This window comes from Streptococcus mitis (assembly GCF_905187495.1).
GTDB classification, from domain to species: domain Bacteria; phylum Bacillota; class Bacilli; order Lactobacillales; family Streptococcaceae; genus Streptococcus; species Streptococcus mitis_CU.
Map to the genome: position 1 here is coordinate 469,342 of NZ_CAJJIB010000151.1, position 24,040 is coordinate 493,381.

24 protein-coding genes and 1 tRNA gene are annotated in these 24,040 nt (G+C 42.0%); 6 read left to right on the top strand and 19 right to left on the bottom strand.

Annotated elements, in window-relative coordinates; genetic code table 11:
• Window positions 1-41 precede the first annotated feature (41 nt).
• From JQ843_RS08440 to cshA, 5 genes are all read right to left on the bottom strand, one after another.
• Entirely contained in the window at window positions 42-1,319 is a 1,278-nt protein-coding gene (locus JQ843_RS08440) for an ABC transporter permease (RefSeq protein WP_203213390.1), read from the bottom strand.
• 136 nt (window positions 1,320-1,455) lie between these two features.
• A tRNA-Leu gene (locus JQ843_RS08445) sits at window positions 1,456-1,541 on the bottom strand.
• An 80-nt stretch (window positions 1,542-1,621) separates the two neighbouring features.
• Window positions 1,622-2,197, bottom strand: coding sequence for a cysteine hydrolase family protein (locus JQ843_RS08450; protein WP_049486851.1), 576 nt, complete (start codon window positions 2,195-2,197; stop codon window positions 1,622-1,624).
• Window positions 2,197-2,985, bottom strand: a complete 789-nt coding sequence (gene codY / locus JQ843_RS08455) for a GTP-sensing pleiotropic transcriptional regulator CodY (protein ID WP_049486850.1) — start codon at window positions 2,983-2,985, stop codon at window positions 2,197-2,199. The genes JQ843_RS08450 and codY overlap by 1 nt, the downstream gene beginning before the upstream one ends.
• A gap of 255 nt (window positions 2,986-3,240) precedes the next feature.
• Window positions 3,241-4,815, bottom strand: a complete 1,575-nt coding sequence (cshA, locus tag JQ843_RS08460; protein ID WP_049486848.1) for a degradosome RNA helicase CshA — start codon at window positions 4,813-4,815, stop codon at window positions 3,241-3,243.
• Window positions 4,816-5,144: 329 nt separating this feature from the next.
• Here cshA and JQ843_RS08465 point away from each other — a divergent pair, with 329 nt between their 5' ends.
• The 4 genes from JQ843_RS08465 to JQ843_RS08480 all read left to right on the top strand — a co-directional run bounded on the left by JQ843_RS08465 (window position 5,145) and on the right by JQ843_RS08480 (window position 9,895).
• The gene (locus tag JQ843_RS08465) at window positions 5,145-6,461 is read left to right on the top strand and encodes an FAD-containing oxidoreductase (protein ID WP_004255717.1); all 1,317 of its coding nucleotides are present in this window, start codon (window positions 5,145-5,147) and stop codon (window positions 6,459-6,461) included.
• A 98-nt stretch (window positions 6,462-6,559) separates the two neighbouring features.
• Window positions 6,560-7,903: a lipid II isoglutaminyl synthase subunit MurT gene (gene murT / locus JQ843_RS08470; RefSeq protein WP_203213391.1), complete on the top strand. Its 1,344-nt coding sequence runs from the start codon at window positions 6,560-6,562 to the stop codon at window positions 7,901-7,903.
• Window positions 7,903-8,685 carry a lipid II isoglutaminyl synthase subunit GatD gene (gene gatD, locus JQ843_RS08475; protein WP_125386166.1) on the top strand — a complete coding sequence of 261 codons (783 nt, stop codon included), beginning with the start codon at window positions 7,903-7,905 and terminating at the stop codon, window positions 8,683-8,685. Before murT ends, gatD begins: the two co-directional genes overlap by 1 nt.
• Before the next feature lie 127 nt (window positions 8,686-8,812).
• On the top strand, window positions 8,813-9,895 hold the full coding sequence (locus tag JQ843_RS08480) for a M24 family metallopeptidase (RefSeq protein WP_125852155.1): 1,083 nt from the start codon (window positions 8,813-8,815) through the stop codon (window positions 9,893-9,895).
• Between the two features lie 256 nt (window positions 9,896-10,151).
• Here JQ843_RS08480 and JQ843_RS08485 read toward each other — a convergent pair whose 3' ends face one another.
• From JQ843_RS08485 to JQ843_RS08520, 8 genes are all read right to left on the bottom strand, one after another.
• The gene (locus JQ843_RS08485) at window positions 10,152-10,613 is read right to left on the bottom strand and encodes an ECF transporter S component (protein WP_000814989.1); all 462 of its coding nucleotides are present in this window, start codon (window positions 10,611-10,613) and stop codon (window positions 10,152-10,154) included.
• Window positions 10,591-11,364 (bottom strand): bifunctional hydroxymethylpyrimidine kinase/phosphomethylpyrimidine kinase, encoded by a 774-nt coding sequence (locus tag JQ843_RS08490; RefSeq protein WP_000794766.1) that lies wholly within the window; start codon window positions 11,362-11,364, stop codon window positions 10,591-10,593. Before JQ843_RS08490 ends, JQ843_RS08485 begins: the two co-directional genes overlap by 23 nt.
• Entirely contained in the window at window positions 11,354-12,103 is a 750-nt protein-coding gene (gene truA / locus JQ843_RS08495; protein WP_203213392.1) for a tRNA pseudouridine(38-40) synthase TruA, read from the bottom strand. The genes JQ843_RS08490 and truA overlap by 11 nt, the downstream gene beginning before the upstream one ends.
• 98 nt (window positions 12,104-12,201) lie before the next feature.
• The gene (locus tag JQ843_RS08500; protein WP_203213393.1) at window positions 12,202-13,353 is read right to left on the bottom strand and encodes an MFS transporter; all 1,152 of its coding nucleotides are present in this window, start codon (window positions 13,351-13,353) and stop codon (window positions 12,202-12,204) included.
• 122 nt (window positions 13,354-13,475) lie between these two features.
• Window positions 13,476-14,105, bottom strand: a complete 630-nt coding sequence (locus JQ843_RS08505) for a Pr6Pr family membrane protein (protein WP_203213394.1) — start codon at window positions 14,103-14,105, stop codon at window positions 13,476-13,478.
• A 2-nt stretch (window positions 14,106-14,107) separates the two neighbouring features.
• Complete coding sequence (locus JQ843_RS08510; protein WP_001061596.1) at window positions 14,108-14,446, bottom strand: zinc ribbon domain-containing protein YjdM; 339 nt, start codon at window positions 14,444-14,446, stop codon at window positions 14,108-14,110.
• A gap of 130 nt (window positions 14,447-14,576) precedes the next feature.
• Entirely contained in the window at window positions 14,577-15,248 is a 672-nt protein-coding gene (cmk, locus tag JQ843_RS08515; protein WP_084864306.1) for a (d)CMP kinase, read from the bottom strand.
• Between the two features lie 8 nt (window positions 15,249-15,256).
• Entirely contained in the window at window positions 15,257-15,748 is a 492-nt protein-coding gene (locus JQ843_RS08520; protein ID WP_001040918.1) for an SAG1386/EF1546 family surface-associated protein, read from the bottom strand.
• A gap of 45 nt (window positions 15,749-15,793) precedes the next feature.
• Here JQ843_RS08520 and JQ843_RS08525 point away from each other — a divergent pair, with 45 nt between their 5' ends.
• Window positions 15,794-15,991, top strand: a complete 198-nt coding sequence (locus tag JQ843_RS08525) for a ferredoxin (protein ID WP_024057475.1) — start codon at window positions 15,794-15,796, stop codon at window positions 15,989-15,991.
• Between the two features lie 57 nt (window positions 15,992-16,048).
• On the opposite strand, the gene JQ843_RS08530 is transcribed toward JQ843_RS08525, so the two are convergent.
• The 6 genes from JQ843_RS08530 to JQ843_RS08555 all read right to left on the bottom strand — a co-directional run bounded on the left by JQ843_RS08530 (window position 16,049) and on the right by JQ843_RS08555 (window position 23,157).
• Window positions 16,049-17,014, bottom strand: coding sequence for a glycosyltransferase family 2 protein (locus JQ843_RS08530; RefSeq protein ID WP_203213494.1), 966 nt, complete (start codon window positions 17,012-17,014; stop codon window positions 16,049-16,051).
• A gap of 1 nt (window position 17,015) precedes the next feature.
• Window positions 17,016-18,035 carry a UDP-glucose 4-epimerase GalE gene (gene galE / locus JQ843_RS08535; RefSeq protein WP_203213395.1) on the bottom strand — a complete coding sequence of 340 codons (1,020 nt, stop codon included), beginning with the start codon at window positions 18,033-18,035 and terminating at the stop codon, window positions 17,016-17,018.
• A 102-nt stretch (window positions 18,036-18,137) separates the two neighbouring features.
• Window positions 18,138-19,241 (bottom strand): NAD(P)/FAD-dependent oxidoreductase, encoded by a 1,104-nt coding sequence (locus JQ843_RS08540; RefSeq protein ID WP_203213396.1) that lies wholly within the window; start codon window positions 19,239-19,241, stop codon window positions 18,138-18,140.
• A gap of 16 nt (window positions 19,242-19,257) precedes the next feature.
• Window positions 19,258-20,055, bottom strand: a complete 798-nt coding sequence (locus JQ843_RS08545) for a Nif3-like dinuclear metal center hexameric protein (protein WP_061590357.1) — start codon at window positions 20,053-20,055, stop codon at window positions 19,258-19,260.
• Window positions 20,042-20,719, bottom strand: a complete 678-nt coding sequence (locus JQ843_RS08550) for a tRNA (adenine(22)-N(1))-methyltransferase (RefSeq protein ID WP_061590358.1) — start codon at window positions 20,717-20,719, stop codon at window positions 20,042-20,044. Before JQ843_RS08550 ends, JQ843_RS08545 begins: the two co-directional genes overlap by 14 nt.
• A gap of 101 nt (window positions 20,720-20,820) precedes the next feature.
• Complete coding sequence (locus JQ843_RS08555) at window positions 20,821-23,157, bottom strand: cation-translocating P-type ATPase (protein WP_203213397.1); 2,337 nt, start codon at window positions 23,155-23,157, stop codon at window positions 20,821-20,823.
• Between the two features lie 132 nt (window positions 23,158-23,289).
• Between JQ843_RS08555 and JQ843_RS08560 the strand changes: the two genes are divergently transcribed.
• Window positions 23,290-24,039 carry a lysophospholipid acyltransferase family protein gene (locus JQ843_RS08560; protein ID WP_203213398.1) on the top strand — a complete coding sequence of 250 codons (750 nt, stop codon included), beginning with the start codon at window positions 23,290-23,292 and terminating at the stop codon, window positions 24,037-24,039.
• Window position 24,040 lies beyond the last annotated feature (1 nt).

Sequence of the window (24,040 nt, forward strand, 5' to 3'; positions counted from 1 at the left end):
CAGATAAAGCTGACACGGTTTAAAGAGATTTTCGAAGAGTATTAACTAATAGATGATAAAATTTCCTTAGGCGATTTTCTAAATAAAAATAGGAAACAAAGGGCTACAGACAAGCAACTAAGCAGAACTAGAAAAACATAGGATTCTGCAAAAGATAAGATACTAGTTGATAAACTGTTTGCTTTGGCTAGCGTGTCTTGTAGGGCTGCCTGATCTCCACTTGCTAGTAGAGTTTGGAGTAGATAGGATGTGATGGCATTTCCTGCAACAAATGCTGGAAGCAAAGCTCCAAGCGACACCAAAACTACCTCTAAACAGAATTGTAGGAAGATCGAGCTCTTGCCTTTCCCAAGTGCAAGTAAAATTCCCACTTCGTAGACCCTTTCTCTCAACCAGAGAGACAAAACAAGAATTAAGGCCCCTGCTCCTGCTATCAACATCCCATAAAGGAAGATGGTTAGGAAGGTTTGGAAGGTTGCAACTGAGTCTTTGATTTGTTCAAAGGCCTTGTTTTCCTTCTCAACTTGGTAGCCTTGATTTTCCAAGGCCAAGTTTTCCACCTGCTTCATGAGTCCGTCCATTTCCTTAGGATTTTCTACATAGAAGCGCGCTGCACTGACTTGAGCTTCACTATTTCCCAGAAGGGTCTGGCTACTTTCATAGTCTGTAAAGACCTGATTTTCACTGAAGTCAGAAGACAAACCTGTAAATTTCTCTTGTTTCTTACCAGCAAAAATGCCGACAATCTCAAACTCTACTATTTGCCCTTTACCAGATTCGGACTGACCAGCATCCAAGCCAATCTTGTCATGAAGAGAAAGACCGTTCTTCTTGGCCAACTCTTCGTGGATCAGGATTTTCTTGGAATCCCCTTTTTGAAGGTGTCGCCCTTCTTTTAAGTTGAAAGCCGAGCTGGTAAAGGTCACATCCTTAGATGAATCCTCAAGAGCCGTTATGCTAACCAAGTTTTTGTCTGCAGCTGACAAATCATCACGCTCCACACTCTGCTCGCCACTCACCGCTTCCTTGTCTTTTAGTTTTGCAATCGTCTCGAGTTCAGGAGAAACATTTTCCAGCCCCTTAATCTTGCTGACAGATGTTAGGTCTGACAACTTGAAGGTCTGCCCATTTTCTATCTTCTTAATAGAAAAAGATGTATTGAGTGATTTGTAAAGATTGGTTTCCACTGTTTTGTTGGACTTCATCAGCGTCAAACAGGCTGAAATTCCAGCCAATAGGACCAATAAAATCAGAAATAAAATAAAACTTCTCAGTCGTTTTCTGCTGACATAGGCCCAAGCTCTTTGGATTGGATTCATTCGTCACCTCCATATTTGTAAGACTATTATAAAATCCAAATATGAAATGTTTATGAAATACAAAAAAAGAGCAAAAATTTTTTGCTCTACTTGAATTAGATAAAAAAAGAGCTAGCCTAAGCTAACTCTTATCCTATGCGGAGAGAGGGACTTGAACCCTCACGACCTAAAGCGGTCACAGGATCCTTAGTCCTGCGCGTCTGCCAATTCCGCCATCCCCGCGTCGATTACTTTACTAGTATATCAACTTTTGGGATGCTTGTCAACACTTTTTTTCAATTTTTTTCATTTCATCAACCAAGTTACTCTGAAATTTCATTTAGATTTTCATCTACTAACTTAGCTCCGAGTGTATTTTTGAAATGATCTAGGGCAAATTGATGATTTTCAGGCCAGATGGAAGCAACAGCTGGTTTAACAATCTCGATGTCATATCCTAGATTATAGGCATCTATAGCTGTATGCAGGACACAGATATCCGTCAAGACACCTGTTAAGATAACGGTAGACACTCTCCGCTCTCTCAAACGGATATCCAGGTCAGTCCCTGAAAAAGCTGAGTAATGGCGTTTATCCATCCAAAAGACACGACTGTCTGAACCATGCTCTTGATAAAAGGTCCCCAAATCTCCGTATAAATTCCGTCCACTAGTCCCAATCAAATTGTGAGGAGGAAATAGTTTACTTTCTGGATGGAAACAATCGTTTTCTTCGTGAGCATCAATGGTAAAGAAGATATAATCTCCGCGTTCAAAAGCTAGTCGAGTCACCTTGCTAATAGCTTCCGCAATAGCCTGAGCTGGAGCGCCTGCTGTCAATTTTCCACTATCAGCAACAAAATCTTCTGTATAATCAATCGAAATTAAAGCCTTAGTCATTAGTAATCTCTTTTCTTCACTTCTTCAAAAATATCTGAAATCAAGACCTTAAGATAGGTTCCCTTCATTCCAAGTGAGCGACTTTCAATAATCCCTGCCGACTCAAGTTTACGAAGGGCATTGACAATCACAGAACGGGTGATTCCGATACGGTCTGCAATCACAGACGCAGTCAACTGCCCTTCATTTCCATCTAATTCCCCTAAAATTGCTGAAACAGCACGAAGTTCGGAATAAGAAAGGGTATTAACCGCCATGGTAACAGCAGTACGGCGGCGAATATTTTTCTCATCTTCTTCACGTTGGAAATTAAGGAGTTGAATTCCAACAACGGTACTCGCAATCTCAACAAGGATCAAATCCTCGTCTTCGAATTTTTTATCATTGCGCCAAATAATCAAAGAGCCAAGGCGAATCCCTGATACATGAATCGGTGCAATCGTTGTCAAACCATCTGGAAAGTCTGCACGACTCTCTACAGGGAAAATACTCAAATCATGATCAACTGTCAGATTGGCTTCTGTATCGTAGATCATGTTCGCGCCTTGAATGTAGTCATCCGGGAAAATCTTAGTTTGGAAGAATTGCTCTACACGATCTGTATTGGTTTTGTAACGCATAAAATAGCCAAGGAGACGTCCCTTGCTATTAACGATACAGGCGTTACAGTCAATAATATCTGCCAATTGACGGGTAATTGCATTGTAGGGAAGTTCTTCCTGCAACTGCTCCTCTGAGCGCTTCAGGATAGAAGTAATTTTTCTAGTTTTTTCTAATAAATGTGCCATTTTTCACCTCGAATATAATCGCTATCATTATAACATAAACAGCTTGAATTTTCAATTATTATCTGAAAATTGCTTATTTAATTGCAATTTAAAAAAACAAGAATATTTTTAATTAAATTGCTTCTTTTCTATTGACAAGCTCCCTTTTTTTGTGTATTATAATATTACAAGAAGATAATATATCTATTTTATTTATCTTTCTTTTACATTCGGTCTCCTTATATAAAAAAGCGATTCATTTTGAACCGCTTTTTCTTATTTATCGCCCTTGTTACGAATTACAAAGCCTGTTTTCTTTTCGCTTGAAGTATTGCGTGGTTTTTTATTATCCTTACGGTAACGTTTTTCCTTATCGAAACGATCGTTGCTACGACTTCCTTTTTTGAAATCATCACGACGACCACCACGACGGTTGTCTCCTCGGCGATTATCACGACGGTCATCTCCACGACGACCTCCCTTGCCTTTACCACCGAAGCCATTACCTGATGGTTTAAACGGCAGTGGTTTTTCACGCGCAATCTCCACTTCTGGAAGGCTATCTGGATCTTGAACAGTCAGACTCAAGATATACATTGCCAATTCTTCTGGAGTAAATTCAGCAGCTAGTTTACGAGCATCCTTGCCAAATTTCTCAAAGTTGGCACGAATGGTTTCATCTTTAAAATCACGCTCGATTTTCTTGAGAGCTACCTGTTTTTTAGCTTGGAAGGCTTCTTCTGCACTTGCAGGCTTGAGACCTTTCATACGTTTCTTAGTCAAGTTTTCAATGATTTGGAGGTAGCCCATTTCATTTGGTGATACGAAAGTAATAGACTGACCTGACTTACCAGCACGACCTGTACGACCGATACGGTGAACATAGCTTTCAGGATCTTGTGGAATATCGTAGTTATAGACATGGGTCACACCTGAAATATCCAAGCCACGCGCTGCAACGTCTGTCGCAACCAAAACATCAAGATTGCCATTTTTAAAGTCACGAAGGACACGAAGACGTTTGTTTTGGTCTAGGTCGCCATGAATTCCTTCTGCACGGAAGCCACGGATTTTAAGACCACGAGTCAGTTCATCCACACGGCGTTTTGTACGACCAAATACGATAGCAAGCTCAGGCTGTTCCACATCCATAAGACGAGTCATGGTATCAAATTTTTCTTGTTCCTTAACTCGGATATAGTATTGGTCAACCAATTCTGTTGTCAATTCCTTAGCAGCAATCTTGACATGCTCAGGTTCTTTCATAAACTGAACACCGATACGTTTGATGGCATCTGGCATAGTTGCTGAGAAAAGCAAAGTTTGACGGTTTTCAGGGACACGAGAAATGATGGCTTCGATATCTTCTAGGAAGCCCATATTGAGCATTTCATCCGCTTCGTCAAGGATAAGAGTTTCAATATCTTGTAATTTCAAGGCCTTGCGTTTAATCAAGTCCAAGAGGCGACCTGGAGTTCCCACCACGATATGGGCACCAGATTTAAGAGCCTTAATTTGTTTTTCAATGCTTGATCCGCCATATACTGAGCGTACTTTGACTCCCTTACTACGACCAAATCGGAAGAGTTCTTCTTGACTTTGGACAGCAAGTTCACGTGTTGGAGCGATAACCAAAGCTTGGATGGTCGCTTCTTCTGTACGGATTTTTTCAAGGGTAGGCAAGCCAAAGGCTGCAGTTTTTCCTGTACCAGTCTGAGCTTGACCGATAACGTCCTTGCCTTCAAGAGCCAAGGGAATAGTTTGTTCTTGGATAGGACTGGCTTCTACAAAACCAGCTTTTTCAATCTCTGCTAGCAAATCAGCAGACAAGTTTAATTCATTAAATTTCACGTTATTCTTCTTTCTAAAGGTGGTGCGAAGCCACCCTATAGGACTTAGTTTATACTTTTCTTTTTATGACGTATTTTCATATACTGGATACAAAATCGTGTTGCTTCTTTTCCACAAAAGAAAAGTACTGTTTTCTTTGCAACTTATCTAGTATAACACAAGACCAGAGCAAAAGATAGCCCAATCCTTCGATAATGTCATGTAAACGATTTTTCTGATAAAATAAGGCTGAAATTTACACTATTTCATAAACTTTTTTAAAGCGTAGCAGAATTGTGCAAAAGTTTTTTTCTTGTGCTAGAATGAAATTCGAATAGGAGGAACTCTAAATGTTAACTTATGATTTAATCGTTATCGGATTTGGTAAAGCTGGTAAAACACTAGCAGGTAAATTGGCTTCAGCTGGTAAAAAAGTTGCCCTCGTTGAACGTAGCAAAGCTATGTACGGTGGAACTTGTATCAACATCGGTTGTATCCCAACTAAAACTTTGCTGGTTGCTGCTGAGAAAGACTTGTCTTTTGAAGAAGTGATTGCTACCAAAAACACTATCACTAGTCGCCTCAACGGTAAAAACTATGCGACTGTTGCTGGTACAGGCGTCGATATCTTTGATGCGGAAGCTCACTTCCTTTCAAATAAAGTCATCGAAATCCAAGCTGGTGATGAAAAGAAAGAACTGACTGCTGAAACAATCGTCATCAACACTGGTGCTGTTTCAAACGTCTTGCCAATCCCTGGACTTGCTACAAGCAAAAACGTCTTTGACTCAACAGGTATCCAAAACTTGGACAAATTACCTGAAAACCTTGGAGTCCTTGGTGGTGGAAATATCGGTCTTGAATTTGCCGGCCTATACAACAAACTTGGAAGCAAGGTTACAGTCCTAGATGCCTTGGATACTTTCCTTCCTCGTGCAGAACCTTCCATCGCAGCTCTTGCTAAACAATACATGGAAGAAGACGGTATTGAATTGCTTCAAAATATCCGTACTACTGAAATCAAAAACGACGGTGACCAAGTCCTTGTCGTAACTGAAAATGAAACTTACCGTTTCGATGCCCTTCTTTACGCAACTGGACGCAAACCAAATGTAGAACCACTTCAACTTGAAAATACAGATATTGAACTAACTGAACGTGGTGCTATTAAAGTAGACAAACATTGTCAAACAAACGTTCCTGGTGTCTTTGCAGTTGGAGATGTCAACGGTGGCCTTCAATTTACTTACATTTCACTTGATGACTTCCGTGTTGTTTACAGCTACCTTGCTGGAGATGGCAGCTACACACTTGAAGACCGTCTCAATGTACCAAATACTATGTTCATCACACCTGCACTTTCACAAGTTGGTTTGACTGAAAGCCAAGCAGCTGATTTGAAACTTCCATACGCAGTGAAAGAAATCCCTGTTGCAGCAATGCCCCGTGGTCACGTAAACGGAGACCTTCGCGGAGCTTTCAAAGCTGTTGTTAATACTGAAACAAAAGAAATTCTTGGAGCAAGCATCTTCTCAGAAGGTTCTCAAGAAATCATCAACATCATCACTGTTGCTATGGACAACAAAATTCCTTACACTTACTTCACAAAACAAATCTTCACTCACCCAACCTTGGCTGAGAACTTGAATGACTTGTTTGCGATTTAAGTTGAGATTTAATCGTATCGAACAGCCCTCCTTGGGCTGTTTTTACTTCTGCGGAATCTCAAATCTGTCTTTTCCTTCTTTTATGATATAATAGAAACATGAAATTAAAAACTACTTTGGGCCTTCTTGCTGGGCGTTCTTCCCACTTCATTTTAAGCCGTCTTGGCCGTGGAAGTACGCTTCCAGGAAAACTTGCCCTTCAATTCGATAAAGATATTTTACAAAACCTAGCTAAGAACTACGAGATTGTCGTAGTGACTGGAACCAACGGAAAAACCTTGACAACTGCTCTCACTGTCGGCATTTTAAAAGAGGTTTATGGTCAAGTTCTGACCAACCCAAGCGGTGCCAACATGATTACAGGAATTGCGACAACCTTCTTAACAGCCAAATCTTCTAAAACTGGGAAAAATATTGCCGTCCTAGAAATCGACGAAGCCAGTCTATCTCGTATCTGTGACTACATCAAGCCAAGCTTATTTGTTATTACTAATATTTTCCGTGACCAGATGGACCGCTATGGTGAGATTTACACAACTTACAAGATGATTTTGGATGCCATTCGTAAGGTGCCTACTGCCACTGTTCTTCTTAATGGAGACAGTCCACTTTTCTACAAGCCAGCTATTCCAAATCCTGTACAGTATTTTGGTTTTGACTTGGAGAAAGGTCCAGCTCAGCTGGCTCACTATAATACCGAAGGAATCCTCTGCCCTGACTGCCAAGGCATCCTCAAATATGAGCACAATACTTATGCAAACTTGGGTGCCTATATCTGTGAAGGTTGTGGATGTAAACGTCCTGATCTCGACTATCGCTTGACAGAACTAGTTGAGTTAACCAACAATCGCTCTCGCTTTGTCATTGACGGCCAAGAATACGGCATCCAAATCGGTGGACTTTACAACATCTACAACGCCCTAGCTGCTGTGGCTATCGCCCGTTTCCTCGGCGCAGATTCCCAACTAATCAAGCAGGGATTTGATAAGAGTCGTGCTGTCTTTGGACGCCAGGAAACCTTCCATATCGGTGACAAGGAATGCACCCTCGTCTTGATTAAAAATCCAGTCGGTGCGACCCAAGCTATCGAGATGATTAAACTAGCTCCTTATCCATTTAGCCTATCTGTCCTCCTAAATGCCAACTATGCAGATGGAATTGACACCAGCTGGATCTGGGATGCTGATTTTGAACAAATCACTGACATGGACATTCCCGAAATCAACGCTGGCGGTGTTCGCCATTCTGAAATCGCTCGTCGTCTCCGAGTGACAGGCTATCCAGCTGAGAAAATAACTGAAACAAGTAGTCTGGAACAAGTTCTTAAAACAATTGAGAATCAAGACTGCAAGCATGCCTATATCCTTGCTACCTACACTGCTATGTTAGAATTCCGCGAACTGCTGGCTAGTCGTCAGATTGTTAGAAAGGAGATGAACTAATGGTTTATACTTCACTTTCCTCAAAAGCTGGCAATTACCCTTATCAGCTCAACATTGCCCACCTCTACGGAAACCTCATGAATACCTATGGGGATAACGGTAACATCCTCATGCTCAAGTATGTGGCTGAAAAACTAGGGGCCCATGTGACCGTTGACATCGTTTCTCTCCATGATGACTTTGACGAAAATCACTACGACATCGCCTTTTTCGGTGGCGGTCAAGACTTTGAACAAAGTATTATTGCAGACGACCTACCTGCTAAAAAAGAGAGCATTGACAACTACATCCAAAACGACGGTGTGGTTCTGGCTATCTGTGGTGGTTTCCAACTATTGGGGCAATATTATGTTGAAGCTTCAGGGAGACGTATCGAAGGACTAGGGGTCATGGGCCACTACACCCTCAACCAGACCAATAATCGTTTTATCGGTGACATCAAGATTCATAATGAAGATTTCAATGAAACCTACTATGGATTTGAGAATCATCAGGGCCGTACCTTCCTCTCAGATGATCAAAAACCACTGGGACAGGTTGTCTATGGAAATGGAAATAACGAAGAAAAGGTCGGCGAAGGAGTTCATTACAAGAATGTCTTTGGTTCCTACTTCCACGGGCCTATCCTCTCTCGTAATGCCAATCTAGCTTATCGCCTAGTCACGACTGCTCTCAAGAAGAAATATGGTCAGGACATCCAACTCCCTGCCTATGAAGATATTCTCAGCCAAGAAATTGCTGAAGAATACAGCGACGTCAAAAGCAAGGCTGACTTTTCTTAAACAAATGGAATTTATATCAAAGAGCTCCGTTATCTTATCGGAGTTCTTTTTATCTTTTCTTTTACCCTTCTCCCTTGCATTTTCTCTCATTTTTTGCAAAAATAGAGGGGTAGAAAGAAGGTAGCATATGTCTAAATTACAACAAATCGTAACATATCTTGAATCAGAAAAACTAGACGTCGCTGTCGTATCTGACCCCGTCACAATTAATTACCTCACTGGTTTTTACAGTGATCCCCATGAACGCCAAATGTTCCTTTTTGTCCTGGCAGATCAGGAACCTCTCCTCTTTGTCCCAGCCCTTGAGGTTGAGCGTGCAAGCAGCACTGTTTCCTTCCCAGTTGTGGGCTATGTGGATTCTGAAAATCCATGGCAAAAAATGAAAGATGCTCTTCCACAACTTGACTTCAAACGTGTCGCTGTTGAGTTTGACAATCTCATCTTGACAAAATATCATGGCTTGAAAATAGTCTTTGAAACTGCTGAGTTTGAAAACCTCACTCCTCGTATCCAACGCATGCGCCTCATCAAATCAGCTGACGAAGTGCAAAAAATGATGGTTGCAGGTCTCTATGCTGATAAAGCTGTAAAAGTTGGTTTTGATAATATTTCTCTTGATAAGACAGAGACAGATATCATTGCTCAAATTGACTTTGCCATGAAACGTGAAGGCTATGAAATGAGCTTTGATACCATGGTCTTGACTGGTGATAATGCTGCAAATCCACACGGTATTCCAGCAGCAAACAAAGTTGAAAATGATGCTCTTCTCCTCTTTGACCTAGGGGTTCTGGTCAACGGCTATGCATCAGACATGACTCGTACAGTCGCTGTCGGTAAGCCAGACCAATTCAAGAAAGATATCTATAACTTGACTCTTGAAGCCCAACAGGCTGCTCTTGACTTTATCAAACCAGGTGTGACTGCCCATGAAGTGGATCGCGCTGCCCGTGAGGTCATTGAAAAAGCTGGTTACGGCGAGTACTTCAACCACCGTCTTGGTCATGGTATCGGTATGGATGTACACGAATTTCCATCTATCATGGAAGGAAACGACATGGTCATCGAAGAAGGCATGTGCTTCTCTGTTGAACCAGGTATCTATATCCCTGGTAAGGTTGGTGTCCGTATCGAAGACTGTGGTGTTGTTACCAAGGATGGCTTCGACCTCTTTACAAGCACCAGCAAAGACTTGCTTTATTTTGATTAAAATTCATCTAATACTCAATGAAAATCAAAGAGCAAACTAGGAAACTAGCCGCAGGTTGCTCAAAGCACTGCTTTGAGGTTGTAGATAAGACTGACGAAGTCAGTTACATATATCTACGGTAAGGCGACGTTGACGCGGTTTGAAGAGATTTTCGAAGAGTATAAAATCTTCCCACAATAAAACGCATAGTATCAAGGTTTTTCAACACCTGATACTATGCGTTTTTCTTATTTGAAAGACTTTTGACTCAGCCTCATTACTTAATCTTCTTGATACTTTGACTAAGGATAAATCCTACAATCATCCCTACCATATTTTGCATGAAATTTGGTAAAATTTCTGGTAGAGCTGCAGCCCAGCCATTCATCAATGTAGAGCCCAAGGCGTAACCCCCTACCATGGCAATCGTTGCTAAGATAAGGCCTAACCACTGAGTTTTTCCTTTAAATCCTGCGAAAAATCCCTGCAAGCCATGGTTGACCAAGCTAAAGAACATCCACTGAGGATAGCCTGATAAGAGGTCAATCAAGAAACCTGCTAGTCCTCCTACTACAGCCCCTTCACGACTACCAAAGTAGAAGGCCGTAAAGAAGACACCCGCATCTAAAAGAGTTAAAATGCCTGTCGGTGTTGGAATTTTTAAGAAATAACCTAGAACCACAGAGAGGGCGGTTAAGAGGGATACAAGGGCGATTTTAGTTGTTTTGGTTTGCTTCATATTGTCTTACTCCATACTGATCTGCTTGTGCAATAGAACGATAAACGAAATCCTTAGAGCTTTCTACTGCTGGTAAAAGTTCATCACCTTTAACCAAGTGACTGGCAATGCTAGAGGCAAAGGTACAACCTGCACCAGCATTTTGCCCTTGAATGACAGGATTTTCTAGGACTGTAAAGTTTTGTCCATCATAAAAGACATCTACAGCCTTGTCCTGACTAAGGCGATTGCCTCCCTTGATAATGACTGCTGGCGCTCCTAATTCATGCAATTTCTGCGCTGCAGCTTTCATGTCTTCCAAGGTTTTGATTTCCTGACCAGTCAATAATTCTGCTTCAGGAAGATTAGGCGTAATCACACTGACATAAGGGAAAAAGCGAATCAACTCTTGACAGAGTTCACTTACAGCTACGTCGTGTGTTTCCTTGCAGACCAAGACAGGGTCCAGAACCACAGGCACTCCTGGGCATTGCTTGATAAAGTCCAAGGCCTTCTCAGCCACACTGACAGTTGGTAGAAGACCAATCTTAATCCCCCCAAACTCCACATCACGCAAGCTATCTAATTCATGTTGAAAAATGGTATCGTCAGTTGGAAAGACTTCAAAGCCCTTTTCCGTCAAGGCTGTCAAACAAGTCACTGCTACAAAGCCATGCAAGCCGTTCAAGGTATAAGTAGCCAAATCAGCTGACAAACCACCACCACTAAAAATATCATTTCCAGAAAGTGCTAAAATACGATTATTCTTCATAACGAATCTCCTTTAAATATAAACCATTTGGTGCTGCAGTGGGACCTGCAAGCTGCCTGTCCTTTTTCTCCAAGATGAGGTCAATCTGCTCTACTGGCATGCGGTTATTGCCGATTTTAAGCAGTGTCCCCACCATATTACGAATCTGCTTATACAAGAAACCATTTCCTGAAAAGGTAAAGGTCAAAAACTGGCCTGTCTCATCAACCCTAAGACTAGCTTCTGTGATGGTGCGAACCTTATCCTCTACACTAGTCCCAGAGGCTGTAAAGCCGGTGAAATCATGGGTTCCCTCTAATTTTTTGATAGCCTCCCGCATCCGTTCCACATCAAGCGGATAAGGAAAGTGGGTGGCATAGTGACGGCGCATAGGATTTTTAGGGTGGCCCCTATCCACGATAAACTCATAGGTCTTACTGTGCTTAGCATAACGGCAATGAAAATCATCCGCCACAAGCTCAATTGAAATCACATCAATATCTTCAGGAGACTGGGTATCCAGAGCAAAGCGAAGTTTCTCCTCATCCATTTGATAGGGCAAGTCAAAATGAAGCACCTGTCCCAAAGCATGAACCCCACTATCAGTCCTACCAGCACCGTGAACGGTAATGGCTTGCCCCTTATTCAATCTAGCCAAGGTTTTTTCAATTTCTTCCTGAACGCTCCGCGCATGAGGCTGGCGCTGAAAGCCAGCAAAGGCGTAACCATCATAGGAAATAGTTGCTTTATATCTTGTCATAATTTCTATTTTATCAAGAAAATAATCTGTAAACAAGGGTCTAAAATAAATATTGTCTGGGTACAAAATTTCAAAAAAGAAAAACTTAAGAATCAATCCTAAGCTCTCTTTTGAAGTAGGTACATGACAAAAATAGAGGTTACAATCAACCAGGATCCTAAGATGGCAAAAACCAGCATCCCATTGTGAGTTAGTAATCCAATTGCCCCTAGAACAAATGGAGTCGTAAAGGCTCCAAAACTACAGCCTAAAACCGCAAATGAGGTTGCTTGATTGAGGAGTTTAGCTGGAATTCTTTCAGAGACAAGTTGAAAGATCGTTGTCAAGGCTACACTGTAGGCAAAACCAGCCAGAATACTTCCTGCTACTACAACCCACAAGGATGGAGACAGGGCAATCACAATTTGCCCTAAGCCAAAGGTAATACCAGACCAGAGGAGCAGTTTCTCTTTAAAGATAGAAATCAAGAAAGAGAAACTCACACCAGCCACAATCCCGATTAACTGCATGACACTAAGAACAAAACTAGATAACTGGGCATCTCCCAGTCCTCTTTCCACCATCAAACTTGGAATACGGATGGTAATAGCCGTATTGGTACAAACTACAACCGCCGCTTCGATAGCTAGGATAAAAATCAAGCCCTTCATTTCCCGAGTTAAGCGACTTGCTTCCTTCGTTTTTTTCTTGACTTCTTTCTTTTCTTTTCCATAAGGGACAAAGAGCAGATAGAGGGTCAGCACCAAAAATCCAGCACTATAGGCTAGGAAGGTAGCTGTCCAACCGAAGGCCAACAATTGGCCGACTGCCAAGGTAATGAGAGAAGCCCCAACGACCTCTGCAGAACCGCGTAGCCCTAGCATCTGAATTCGCGTTTTTCCTTGATAGCGTTCACTGATAATAGAAATGGCCTTGGCATTGATCATCCCAACTCCCAAGCCAAAAAGAATCCGTGTTCCAAAGACAAAAGGATAGGCTTGATACCAGAAGGGAGCCGTCCCACTCAGTGATAAAATCAACAATCCCAAACTAATCTGTAATCGCTCAGGAAATATTTTTTCTAATAAACCATTTAGTAGTAACATAATCATGATTCCAAAGGATGGCAAGCTCGCCAAGAGCTCAATTTGTTCCTTAGGATAACCTTGATAATAGTCAAACATGGCCGGCAGGGCACTCGAGATGGAAAAGGAGGTAATCAAAACGAGGGAGAGAGCCAAAATACTGGCCCGTTCTAAAAATTGTTTCATGAAATCTCTTTCTATATTCTCTTAATATTCTACTTTTTGATAGTCATCAAACAAGCAAGAAAAGAAGAAGCCTCATTGGTATATAGACTCCTTCTTAAACTAGAAAATGAATCCCTTGTATCTTAGGATGACTTTCTCTTGATTTGCTTGATCAAGTAGAAGATAAATCCTGCCACCATATAGGCAACAAAGATAATCAGACACCACTTGAACACGACATCCCAACCCTTGTTCACATTCAAAAAGAAGTAAGGAAAGGGGCTGACCTTAGAATTAGGAACTTCAAGTTTTAATACCAAGCCATTAAAAAGAGCAAAAATCATATAAAGCAAGGGTAAAATCGTCCACACAACTGGATCCCATATTTTGTATTGACCCTGTTTATCAAATAAGAGGGTATCTGCTAAAAACCAGAGGGGAACGATATAGTGGCAAAGAAAATTTTCTAGGGTATAGAAATTAGTCGCAATAGGCGCTAAGAGGAAATGGTAAATCACACAGGTAATCATGATACTCATGGTGACCCCACCTTTTAGGCGCAAGAGACTTGGTCTTTGCCAGTTTTCACCTAAATGGCTCATAACCTTTAGGAGATAGAGCGTAAAAATCGCTACTAAGAGGTTGGACAGAACCGTATAATAGAGAAGCATCCCAAATCCACCATGCTTAGCGATTTCAAGATAAACTCCCGTAAAAGCCGCTAGAAACAAGAAGATACGGCTATAAAATACAAGTTTATAGTGCTTTATCATGCTTAAATTTTCTTCACAAACTCTGATTTGAGCTTCATAGCACCGAAGCCATCAATTTTACAGTCGATATTGTGGTCACCTTCTACGATGCGGATATTTTTTACGCGCGTCCCTTGTTTCAAATCTTTTGGCGCACCTTTTACTTTCAAATCCTTGATGAGAGTTACTGTATCACCGTCAGCCAATTTATTTCCGTTGGCATCGATAGCAACAAGGCCCTCTTCTACATCTGCAACTTCAGCAGGATTCCACTCATAAGCACACTCTGGGCAAACCAGTAGGGCACCGTCTTCGTAGACATACTCTGAGTTACATTTTGGGCAATTTGGTAGGTTGTTCATGGTTTCTCCTTATCATCATTCACTATTCTTTGAAAATCAAAATTTCTCGAACAGCAACTATTATACCTTAAAATCATTATTTTGACAAATATAGAAAAAAACCGATATCAATCTATCGGCTTTTCTACATCTACATTCTTTTTTCAGCTTCTGCTTTGATTTTTTCAACTACTTCTTGAATGTTCAAGCCAGTTGTATCAAGGTAGACAGCGTCCTCTGCTTGTTTGAGAGGCGAAGTCTCACGATGACTATCCTTGTAGTCACGCGCAGCAATTTCCTCTTTTAGGGTTTCAAGGTCTGTTTCAATTCCCTTGGCAATATTTTCCTTGTAACGGCGCTCTGCTCTTTCATCTACCGAAGCTACTAGGAAAATTTTCAATTCTGCTTGTGGCAATACAACAGTCCCAATATCGCGACCATCCATGACAATCCCACCTTGCTGGGCAATCTCTTGTTGGAGAGAAACTAGTTTCTCACGTACTTCAGGAATTGCTGCAATAGCTGAAACATGATTGGTCACTTCATTTTCACGAATAGGATGGGTAATATCCACATCTCCTACAAAGACAAGCTGTTCTCCAGTTTCTGAACGCCCAAAACTGATTGGATGCTGGTCCAATAAGTCTAAGAGTTCTTCAACTTGTTCAACTCCTAATTGGTTCTTGAGAGCCATGTAAGTCGCTGCACGATACATAGCACCTGTATCTAGGTAGGTGAATCCAAAATCCTTAGCAATAATCTTTGCGACCGTACTCTTACCACTTGAAGCTGGGCCGTCAATAGCAATTTGAATTGTTTTCATATCAACTCCTATTTGATTTTGACAACATCACCTGGATTAGCAAACCAAGATCCTGTAGCCATATGGCCAGGATTCAAAGCCTCTAACTGAGCAATCGAGATTCCTGCACGAGCGGCAATGGCGGCTTCTCCTTCTCCAGCCATAACTTTTGTAGTTCCTTCTGGATCATTTGGATGTTCTGAGCTACTAGATGACTCTTCTACCTTCTCCTCTGAACTAGAAGATGCCTGCTCTGAACTACTACTAGAAGTAGAAGAAACTTGCTCTACTTTTGTATCTGAATCGTGAAAATCTTTCAAGGCTGCTGTGCGATTACTCCCACCCGATGAAAGATAGATAAGAACAATAATCATCACAACTACAATCACAAAGAAAATACTTGCTAAAATAGTCAAGATACGATTAGCCAGCACTCCTCCACCTTGTTCTCTCTTACGACGTTCTGATCTTGTTTCTTCTTGATTCTCATAAATATCTTCTTGCCACGGTTCTTTTGCCATACCTTACTCCTTGTTTTTTTTTACTTTTCTTATTACAATATAAATATGAAAATCACACTTATACCTGAACGTTGCATTGCCTGTGGGCTTTGCCAAACTTATTCTGAATTATTTGATTACCACGATAATGGAATCGTGCGTTTTTACGATGACCCTGACCAACTAGAAAAAGAAATCTCTCCTAGTCAGGACGTCATAGAAGCTGTTAGAAACTGTCCGACACGTGCCTTGATTAAAGATTAACTCTAATATCGACAAGAACGTTCCACTCCTTCTAGTTTAGCATATTTCCATGCAAAATTATAGTCTTTTCTCTTTATTTTTTTCTGTAAAATCAGGAAGGTCACTTTTTTCTTTGACGAGATAAAGTGGTCTTTTTTTAGTCTCTAGATAAATCTTACTGATATACTTGCCGAGAATCCCAATGGTCAAGAGTTGAATCCCACCAAGGAAGAGAATAACAGCCATCAGAGAGGTCCAACCTGATGTCGGATTGCCCAAAATGAGGGTCCGAACCACAACAAAAAAGGTCATAAGAAGAGAAATAAAACAAGATAGGAGACCTGCCACAAAGGCGATAATCAAGGGAAAATCTGAAAAATTAACAATCCCTTCAATGGAGTAGAAAAAGAGTTGCCTAAAACTCCAACTGGTATTGCCAGCCTGCCTTTCGACATTTGGATAGTCCAGATAGTGGATTTTAAAGCCGACCCAGGCAAAGAGTCCCTTCGAAAAGCGATTGGACTCAGTCAAGCTTAAAATGGCATCGACTACAGATCTTCTCATCATGCGAAAATCACGGACACCTGAGGGCAAGGCTACTGGGCTAATTTTTTGCATAAGGCGGTAAAAGAGATCAGCACATAAACTACGAAAGAAGGGTTCTCCCTCCCGACTAGTTCTGCGTGTACCAACACAGTCCAAGTCTGCATTCTGGTCTAGTAAATTTTTCATCTCAAGCAACATACTCGGAGGATCCTGGAGGTCTGCATCCATCACCACCACTAAATCTCCTGTCGCATATTGTAAGCCTGCATAGAGAGCTGCTTCTTTGCCAAAATTTCGCGAGAAAGAAATATAATGAACTGCTGGATTTTGCTCTCGATAGGTCTTTAAGAGTTCCAAGGTCCCATCACTTGATCCATCATCGACAAAGACATACTCGATTTCTGTTTCCAAATCTGGAAGTAAAGCTTCCAAAGCCTGATAAAAAAGAGGAAGTACTTCCTCTTCGTTTAAACAGGGGACAATGATTGACATCACCATCTTAGTCTTCAAATCCATTTGGATGCTTGCTTTGCCAACGCCATGCGTCTTCACACATTTGAGTAATGTCAAGTTCTGCTTCCCAGCCAAGTTCTGCTTTGGCTTTTGCAGGATCTGAATAGCAGGCTGCGATATCACCTGGGCGACGGTCTACAATGCGGTAAGGAATTGGACGTCCCACTGCTTTTTCCATATTTTGGATAATTTCAAGAACTGAGTAGCCTTTGCCTGTTCCAAGGTTATAAACGTTTAGACCTGAACCTTTTTGGATTTTTTTAAGAGCTGCAACGTGACCTTTAGCCAAGTCAACAACGTGGATATAGTCACGAACACCAGTTCCGTCTTCCGTATCGTAATCGTCTCCAAATACTTGCACTTGCTCTAATTTCCCAACGGCTACCTGAGTCACATATGGCAAGAGGTTGTTTGGAATACCGTTTGGATTTTCTCCCAAATCACCACTCTCATGGGCTCCGATTGGGTTAAAGTAACGAAGTAAGACCACATTCCATTCTGAATTTGCCTTGTAGATATCCGTCAAAATTTCCTCAAGCATAAGTTTAGTGCGGCCATATGGATTGGTCACTGAAAGTGGGAAATCTTCCAAGATTGGCACTGTATGAGGATCTCCGTAAACTGTCGCAGAAGAACTGAAAATAATGTTTTTACAGTTGGCTTCTTCCATGACCTTCAAAAGACTAACAGTTCCAGCGATATTATTGTCATAATAAGCAAGAGGAATACGAGTAGATTCACCAACAGCCTTCAAACCAGCAAAGTGAATGACCCCTGTTGGTTCTTCTTGCTTGAAAATATCTCTGAGTGTATCTGTGTCACGGATATCTGCCTCATAAAACGGAATTTCAACTCCTGTGATTCTTTCAACAACTTCTAAACTTTTTCTGTTACTATTAACAAGGTTATCCACCACAACAACTTGATGACCTGCTTGGATTAACTCAATAACAGTGTGGGTTCCGATAAAACCTGCTCCACCCGTTACCAAAATCTTTTCTTGCATCTTCTTTCCTCGATTCTCAGATTATTTTTTCTTATTTTACCATTTTTGATAGGGAATGTCATTTGCCATCCTAGAGGGTAGGATAAAATTTCAGTAAAATGCTTATTCGCTTTTTACCCGTTTGACATAGTTTTCAATTGGGTAGTTTAGAGGGTCCAAGGTCAACTCCTTGTCTTGGATCAGTTGAGCTAGATGGTAACCAATGATAGGACCAGTTGTGAGGCCTGAGGAACCTAGTCCACTAGCAGCATAGACACCTGATAAGCCAGGTACTTGTCCAAAGAAAGGAGAGAAATCACTGGTATAGGCACGGATTCCCACACGCTCAGCTCTTGAAGTCGCTACTGCCAAGACTGGATAGTGAGGCAAGGCTGCCTCCTCCATTTGTTGGAGTAAGGTTTCATCTACCGTCAAATCAAATCCCATATCATTTTCATGGGTAGCGCCTAGGGATAATTTCCCACCTGCAAAAGGAATCAAATCCCACTCCCCTTCTGGCATAACAACAGGGTAAGCTTCCATGTCTTGGGCAAGTTGATAATCTCGGAGTTGCCCCTTTTGGGGACGAACATCTACTTCATAACCTAAAGGCTCTAACAGATGTCCCAACCAAGCTCCCATCGCCAAAATAACCTGATCAAACACCTCTTCGTCAATCTGGTAACCTGATGCTAAAGGTATCAGAGTCACTTTTTCTTTGACCAGCTTGACGTGACTGGCTTCCAGCAAACGAGTCACTAAAAGTTGGCCATCTACTCTCGCTCCACCAGAAGCATAGAGCAGGTGATCAAATTCCTGCAAGCCAGGGAATAATTCATTAGCTGATGCTGAGTCCAGAATGGCTAATTGCCCTATCAAAGGAGATTCTTCTCTACGCTGGAGGGCTAGTTGATAGAGTTCTTCCAACTTAGTTTCATCCTTTTTCAGGAGAAAGACTCCCGAACGCTGGTAAAAGTCGATTTCTTGTCCTGACTTCTCTAAATCAGCTAATAAATCCACATAAAAGTCAGCCCCCAAGCGCGCCATTTTGTACCAGGCTTTATTGCGGCGTTTGGAAAACCAAGGGCTGATAATTCCTGCTGCGGCCTTGGTAGCTTGACCTTGTCCATGGTCAAAAACGGTCACCTCTAGGTCACTTTCTTTAGAGAGGTAGTAGGCAGCTGTTGCACCTACAATCCCTGCTCCGATAATGGCAACTTTTTTCATTGTTTTCACTTTCTAACTAGATATGGTGGAAAGGATTGGTCGATGCTTGACTAGGTACAATATCGATAGTCCAGCCTTTTTCAGCCTCCCATTGAGTAAGGAGTGCAGAAATTTTTTCCACAAAAAGCACTTCAATATAGTGACCTGGGTCCAATGCCAGTAACCCATCAGACAACATATCCTGGGCAGTGTGGTAGTAAATATCACCAGTGATATAGACATCTGCCCCCTTTGCCAAAGCATCCTTATAGAATGACTGCCCACTTCCACCACAGATGGCAACTCTTGAAAGAGGCTTCTTCAAATCACTCTCTTGATAATGCACCATTCGAAGACTATCTAGACCAAAGACTTGCTTGACATGTTGGGCCAATTCCCCAAATGTCTGAGGCTGAACATTCCCAATACGACCAATTCCACGTTCTGGACCTGTCTCCTGTAGGTAAGTCGTTTCCTCAATGCCTAGCATCTGGCAGAACCAGTCATTGAGGCCATTTTCAACGATGTCAATATTGGTATGGCTAACATAAACTGCGATGTCATGCTTAATCAGGTCGATGTAAATCTGATTTTGCGGACGGCTAGCTACCAAGTCCTTGATGGGACGGAAAATCGGCGCGTGCTTAACGATAATCAAGTCCACACCCTTTTCAATGGCCTCTGCCACCGTCTCTTCACGAATATCCAGAGCAACCATGACCCTTTGGATATCCTTGTCTAGAGTTCCGATTTGCAGACCACGACTGTCTCCCTCCATGGAAAATTCCTGAGGACAAAAGGCTTCATATGCGTTAATTACTTCACTTGCTAGCATGGACAACCTCCTTGATGGCTTGAATTTTATCTACTAGAACTTGACGTTCTTCCAGATTTTTTTCTGGGATTTGTCCGAGGGCAAACTCTAGCTTAACAGCTTCTTTTTGCCATTTTTGGACAAAGACTGGGCTGATTTCTTTAGACAAGAAGGGGCCAAAACGGACATCACTTGCTGATAACTTCATTTGTCCTGCTTCCACCACCAAGATCTCATAAAACTTACCCGCTTCTTCTAGGATGTTTTCTGCTACAATCTGAAAACCATTGTCTTGCAACCAAATACGCAAGTCGTCTTCACGATTATTGGGCTGGAGAATCAATCGTTCTACATTAGCTAACTTGTCCAAGCCTTCTTCTAAAATCCTAGCAATCAAACGACCGCCCATACCTGCAATGGTGATGACCGACACTTGGTCAGGCTCTTCAAAAGCTGCCAAGCCATTGGCTAAACGAACCTGGATTTTCTCCTTTAGACCGTGCGCATCAACATTTTTGACTGCAGATTGGTAGGGACCTTCCACCACCTCACCTGCAATGGCGCTTTTGATTTGGCCTCTCTCAACCAACTCGATAGGCAGATAAGCATGGTCACTCCCCACATCTAGTAAAATAGCCCCTTGGGGAACAAAGGAAGCCACCAATTCTAATCTCTTTGAAATCATTCTCTCTCTCTTTCCAAAACTCTATTACCTCTTATTATACCACATTTCAACTGGCAATCTTGTACCTAAAAAGACCGCAATCCACAGATTGCAGCCTTTCTTTATTTTCTAGCTTGGTAGCGACTGGTCAAAATGAAAATCACGGTAAAGAACAGCATCATGATACCATAAACAGGTAGTGTTTGTCCTGTTAAGGTTGAAATTTCAAGCAGTTTTTGAATTCTTGGGAAGAGAGCTGTGGCTAGGAAACCTCCTACTGACCAAACAATCAAGAGGACACGCCATAGGGTAAATGGCATGCAGGCTCTAAATACGGATAAGAAACCAATTGATCCCAAGAGATAATAGAGTAGAGTTGAGATTTCTAACTCAGACCAACCTTGGCTACTTCCAAATATTTTCACAAAAAGAACGCTGAAGACGACCATGAGAGCACTTGGTAGAGCACGAAGCATGGATCTTCTGAGGAAGTTTGGCTCGACAGGTTTGATATTTCGCTCAAAAGTTAGAACGAATGGTGGAAAACCTTCCACGAACTGGTCAATCATGGTAATCTGGATTGGAATGAATGGGAAAATCAAGATCCACTCTGACCGACCTAGTAAAGCACTGGCGATACAGATAATTGCGAGCAAGAAAGAATAGATGGTCTTTATCAAGAAAATCGGTGCAATGTGGGCAATGTTATTGACCACGCGACGACCTTCAAAGAGAATCTCAGGAACATCATTAAAGTCAGAGTTCAAGAGAACCAGATTGGCAATCTGACGAGTCGCCGGATCTCCCTCAGCCATCACGATAGAACAATCCGCCTCACGAAGAGCCAGAATATCATTAACTCCATCCCCTGTCATAGCTGTTGTATGACCCGCTTTTTTCAGCGTTTGGATGATGAGTTTCTTTTGATGAGGGGAAACACGTCCGAAAATAGCTGTCTCTTCAGCCATAGCAATCAATTCCTCATCTGTGATTTTCGAGCAATCTACGTAGCTATGGTAGTCCGCAAAACCAGCCTTCTGGGCAATGCTGGATACAGTGACCGGATTGTCACCAGAAATAATCTTGAGGCCCACTTCCTGAGAACGGAGATAGTCTAATGTCTCTGCTGCTCCTTCTCGAATAGGATCCAAAATTTCCAACAAGGCTAGAGCCTGAATATCAGATGGTTTCTGTGGTTTGTGGTGGTCTAATTTTTCCTGACTGAGGGCTAAGACCAAGACACGTGAACCTCTCTCCAAGGTCTCTCTAGCTTCTGGGACCTCAGAATCTAGCAACATCTCAGGCGCTCCTAAGAAAACTGTCCCTAATCCTTCCAATTCCATAGCTCCCCACTTGCGGTCGCTTGAGAAAGGCAGATTGGAAATCATAGGATAAGCAACTTCGCCCACAAAACGCTGGCGAATAGCTTGAGCTGTTGGATTTTTATCTTCACTATGGGCTATGTAGCTGGTCAGGATGCTGGAAATAGCCTCATCACCATAAGTTTCCGTCAGCGGAAGAACAGCCTCCACCTGCATCTTTCCTTGGGTGATGGTACCCGTCTTGTCCAAACAGAGCATATCCACGCGCGCCAAGGTCTCAACAGAGTACATCTCCTGCACCAAGACCTTTTTCAAGCCCAGCTTAATAACCGCAGTCAAGAGCGAAGTGATGGTCAAAAGAGCAATTCCCTTGGGCAACATTCCCAGAAGGGCTGTCGACGAATTTACAACAGATGACTTGAGAGGCAGGCCTTTTAAAAGTAAGGCTTCCAGCAAGAGAGCTAGACCAAAGGGAATGATAATCTTCCCAGTAAAACCTGCTAGTTTGTCCAGTGATTTCATGATACGGGAGTTGATGGGTTTCACAGTCTTGGCTTCTAGCATAAGTTTGGCAGCATAGTTGTCTGCACCGACATGGTGAACTTGAGCCAAAACTGATCCACTGGCTAAGAAACTTCCAGACAAAAGCAAGGCGTCAACTTCCTTTTGCACCAAATCACTTTCTCCCGTTAACATGGCTTCATTGACTTCCGCAAAGCCTTCCAAAACCAAGGCATCACTGGGAATCTGCTCTCCTGCAGACAGACGAATGATATCTCCTAGCACCAATTCTTCTGGATTAAGAGCAACTTCCTGACCATCACGAATAGTCTTGACCTTTTCCTTGGTCATGAGATTGAGCTTGTCCACCATATGCTTGGCTCGTAGCTCGGTCACAATCCCAGAAAAAGCGTTAAAGCAGATAACGGCAAAGAAGACCAGATTGCTCCAAGCCTGCACAAATGCTAATGCCAAAGCAATGACAAAGTTCAAAGCGTTAAAAAGGGTAAAGACATTTCGTTTGATGATTTGCCAAGTACTGGTACTGGCCGAAGCAGTAAAATCATTGACCAAGCCCTTAGCCTGTCTTTCCTTGACTTCTATTTGGGTTAATCCCATAATCTTATTTTTATCCATAAGTTCTATCATATCATTTTTTCTAAAAGAATTCTAATCTCATCCTAAATATGCACCTTATCAAAGGAAAAGTTTGCCAGCCCTCCTTTGATAAGGTATAATAATAACAAGAAAATAATCGAAGGAGATCGCATGTTTTATACTTATTTACGTGGATTGGTTGTCTTGCTCCTATGGTCCATCAATGGCAATGCCCACTATCATAATACTGATAAAATTCCTAATCAAGATGAAAATTATATTTTGGTTGCGCCTCACCGCACCTGGTGGGATCCAGTTTATATGGCCTTTGCGACCAAGCCAAAACAATTTATCTTTATGGCCAAAAAAGAACTCTTTATCAACCGTATCTTTGGTTGGTGGATTCGTATGTGTGGGGCTTTTCCTATTGACCGTGAAAATCCTAGTGCTTCTGCCATCAAATACCCTATCAATGTTCTTAAAAAAAGTGATCGCTCTCTCATCATGTTTCCAAGTGGAAGCCGTCACTCAAACGATGTCAAGGGTGGCGTAGCTCTGATTGCCAAAATGGCCAAGGTCCGTATCGTGCCGGTTACCTATACAGGTCCTATGACCTTAAAAGGCTTGGTTAGCCGTGAGCGTGTCGATATGAACTTTGGAAATCCTATCGATATCTCAGATATCAAAAAAATAAATGATGAAGGCATTGAAACAGTCGCCAATCGTATCCAAACAGAATTCCAACGTCTGGACGAAGAAACGAAACAATGGCACAATGATAAAAAACCAAACCCACTCTGGTGGTTTATCCGCATCCCTGCCCTCATCCTTGCGATTATCCTCGCTATCCTAACAATCATCTTTAGCTTTATCGCAAGCTTCGTATGGAATCCAGATAAGAAAAGAGAAGCACTTAGTTAAA

Coding starts and splice junctions, on each gene's coding strand:
- JQ843_RS08440 (WP_203213390.1), bottom strand. CDS start 1,319: ATGAATCCAATCCAAAGAGCTTGGGCCTATGTCAGCAGAAAACGACTG.
- JQ843_RS08450 (WP_049486851.1), bottom strand. CDS start 2,197: ATGACTAAGGCTTTAATTTCGATTGATTATACAGAAGATTTTGTTGCT.
- codY (WP_049486850.1), bottom strand. CDS start 2,985: ATGGCACATTTATTAGAAAAAACTAGAAAAATTACTTCTATCCTGAAG.
- JQ843_RS08465 (WP_004255717.1), top strand. CDS start 5,145: ATGTTAACTTATGATTTAATCGTTATCGGATTTGGTAAAGCTGGTAAA.
- murT (WP_203213391.1), top strand. CDS start 6,560: ATGAAATTAAAAACTACTTTGGGCCTTCTTGCTGGGCGTTCTTCCCAC.
- gatD (WP_125386166.1), top strand. CDS start 7,903: ATGGTTTATACTTCACTTTCCTCAAAAGCTGGCAATTACCCTTATCAG.
- JQ843_RS08480 (WP_125852155.1), top strand. CDS start 8,813: ATGTCTAAATTACAACAAATCGTAACATATCTTGAATCAGAAAAACTA.
- JQ843_RS08485 (WP_000814989.1), bottom strand. CDS start 10,613: ATGAAGCAAACCAAAACAACTAAAATCGCCCTTGTATCCCTCTTAACC.
- JQ843_RS08490 (WP_000794766.1), bottom strand. CDS start 11,364: ATGAAGAATAATCGTATTTTAGCACTTTCTGGAAATGATATTTTTAGT.
- truA (WP_203213392.1), bottom strand. CDS start 12,103: ATGACAAGATATAAAGCAACTATTTCCTATGATGGTTACGCCTTTGCT.
- JQ843_RS08500 (WP_203213393.1), bottom strand. CDS start 13,353: ATGAAACAATTTTTAGAACGGGCCAGTATTTTGGCTCTCTCCCTCGTT.
- JQ843_RS08505 (WP_203213394.1), bottom strand. CDS start 14,105: ATGATAAAGCACTATAAACTTGTATTTTATAGCCGTATCTTCTTGTTT.
- JQ843_RS08510 (WP_001061596.1), bottom strand. CDS start 14,446: ATGAACAACCTACCAAATTGCCCAAAATGTAACTCAGAGTATGTCTAC.
- cmk (WP_084864306.1), bottom strand. CDS start 15,248: ATGAAAACAATTCAAATTGCTATTGACGGCCCAGCTTCAAGTGGTAAG.
- JQ843_RS08520 (WP_001040918.1), bottom strand. CDS start 15,748: ATGGCAAAAGAACCGTGGCAAGAAGATATTTATGAGAATCAAGAAGAA.
- JQ843_RS08525 (WP_024057475.1), top strand. CDS start 15,794: ATGAAAATCACACTTATACCTGAACGTTGCATTGCCTGTGGGCTTTGC.
- JQ843_RS08530 (WP_203213494.1), bottom strand. CDS start 17,014: ATGGTGATGTCAATCATTGTCCCCTGTTTAAACGAAGAGGAAGTACTT.
- galE (WP_203213395.1), bottom strand. CDS start 18,035: ATGCAAGAAAAGATTTTGGTAACGGGTGGAGCAGGTTTTATCGGAACC.
- JQ843_RS08540 (WP_203213396.1), bottom strand. CDS start 19,241: ATGAAAAAAGTTGCCATTATCGGAGCAGGGATTGTAGGTGCAACAGCT.
- JQ843_RS08545 (WP_061590357.1), bottom strand. CDS start 20,055: ATGCTAGCAAGTGAAGTAATTAACGCATATGAAGCCTTTTGTCCTCAG.
- JQ843_RS08550 (WP_061590358.1), bottom strand. CDS start 20,719: ATGATTTCAAAGAGATTAGAATTGGTGGCTTCCTTTGTTCCCCAAGGG.
- JQ843_RS08555 (WP_203213397.1), bottom strand. CDS start 23,157: ATGGATAAAAATAAGATTATGGGATTAACCCAAATAGAAGTCAAGGAA.
- JQ843_RS08560 (WP_203213398.1), top strand. CDS start 23,290: ATGTTTTATACTTATTTACGTGGATTGGTTGTCTTGCTCCTATGGTCC.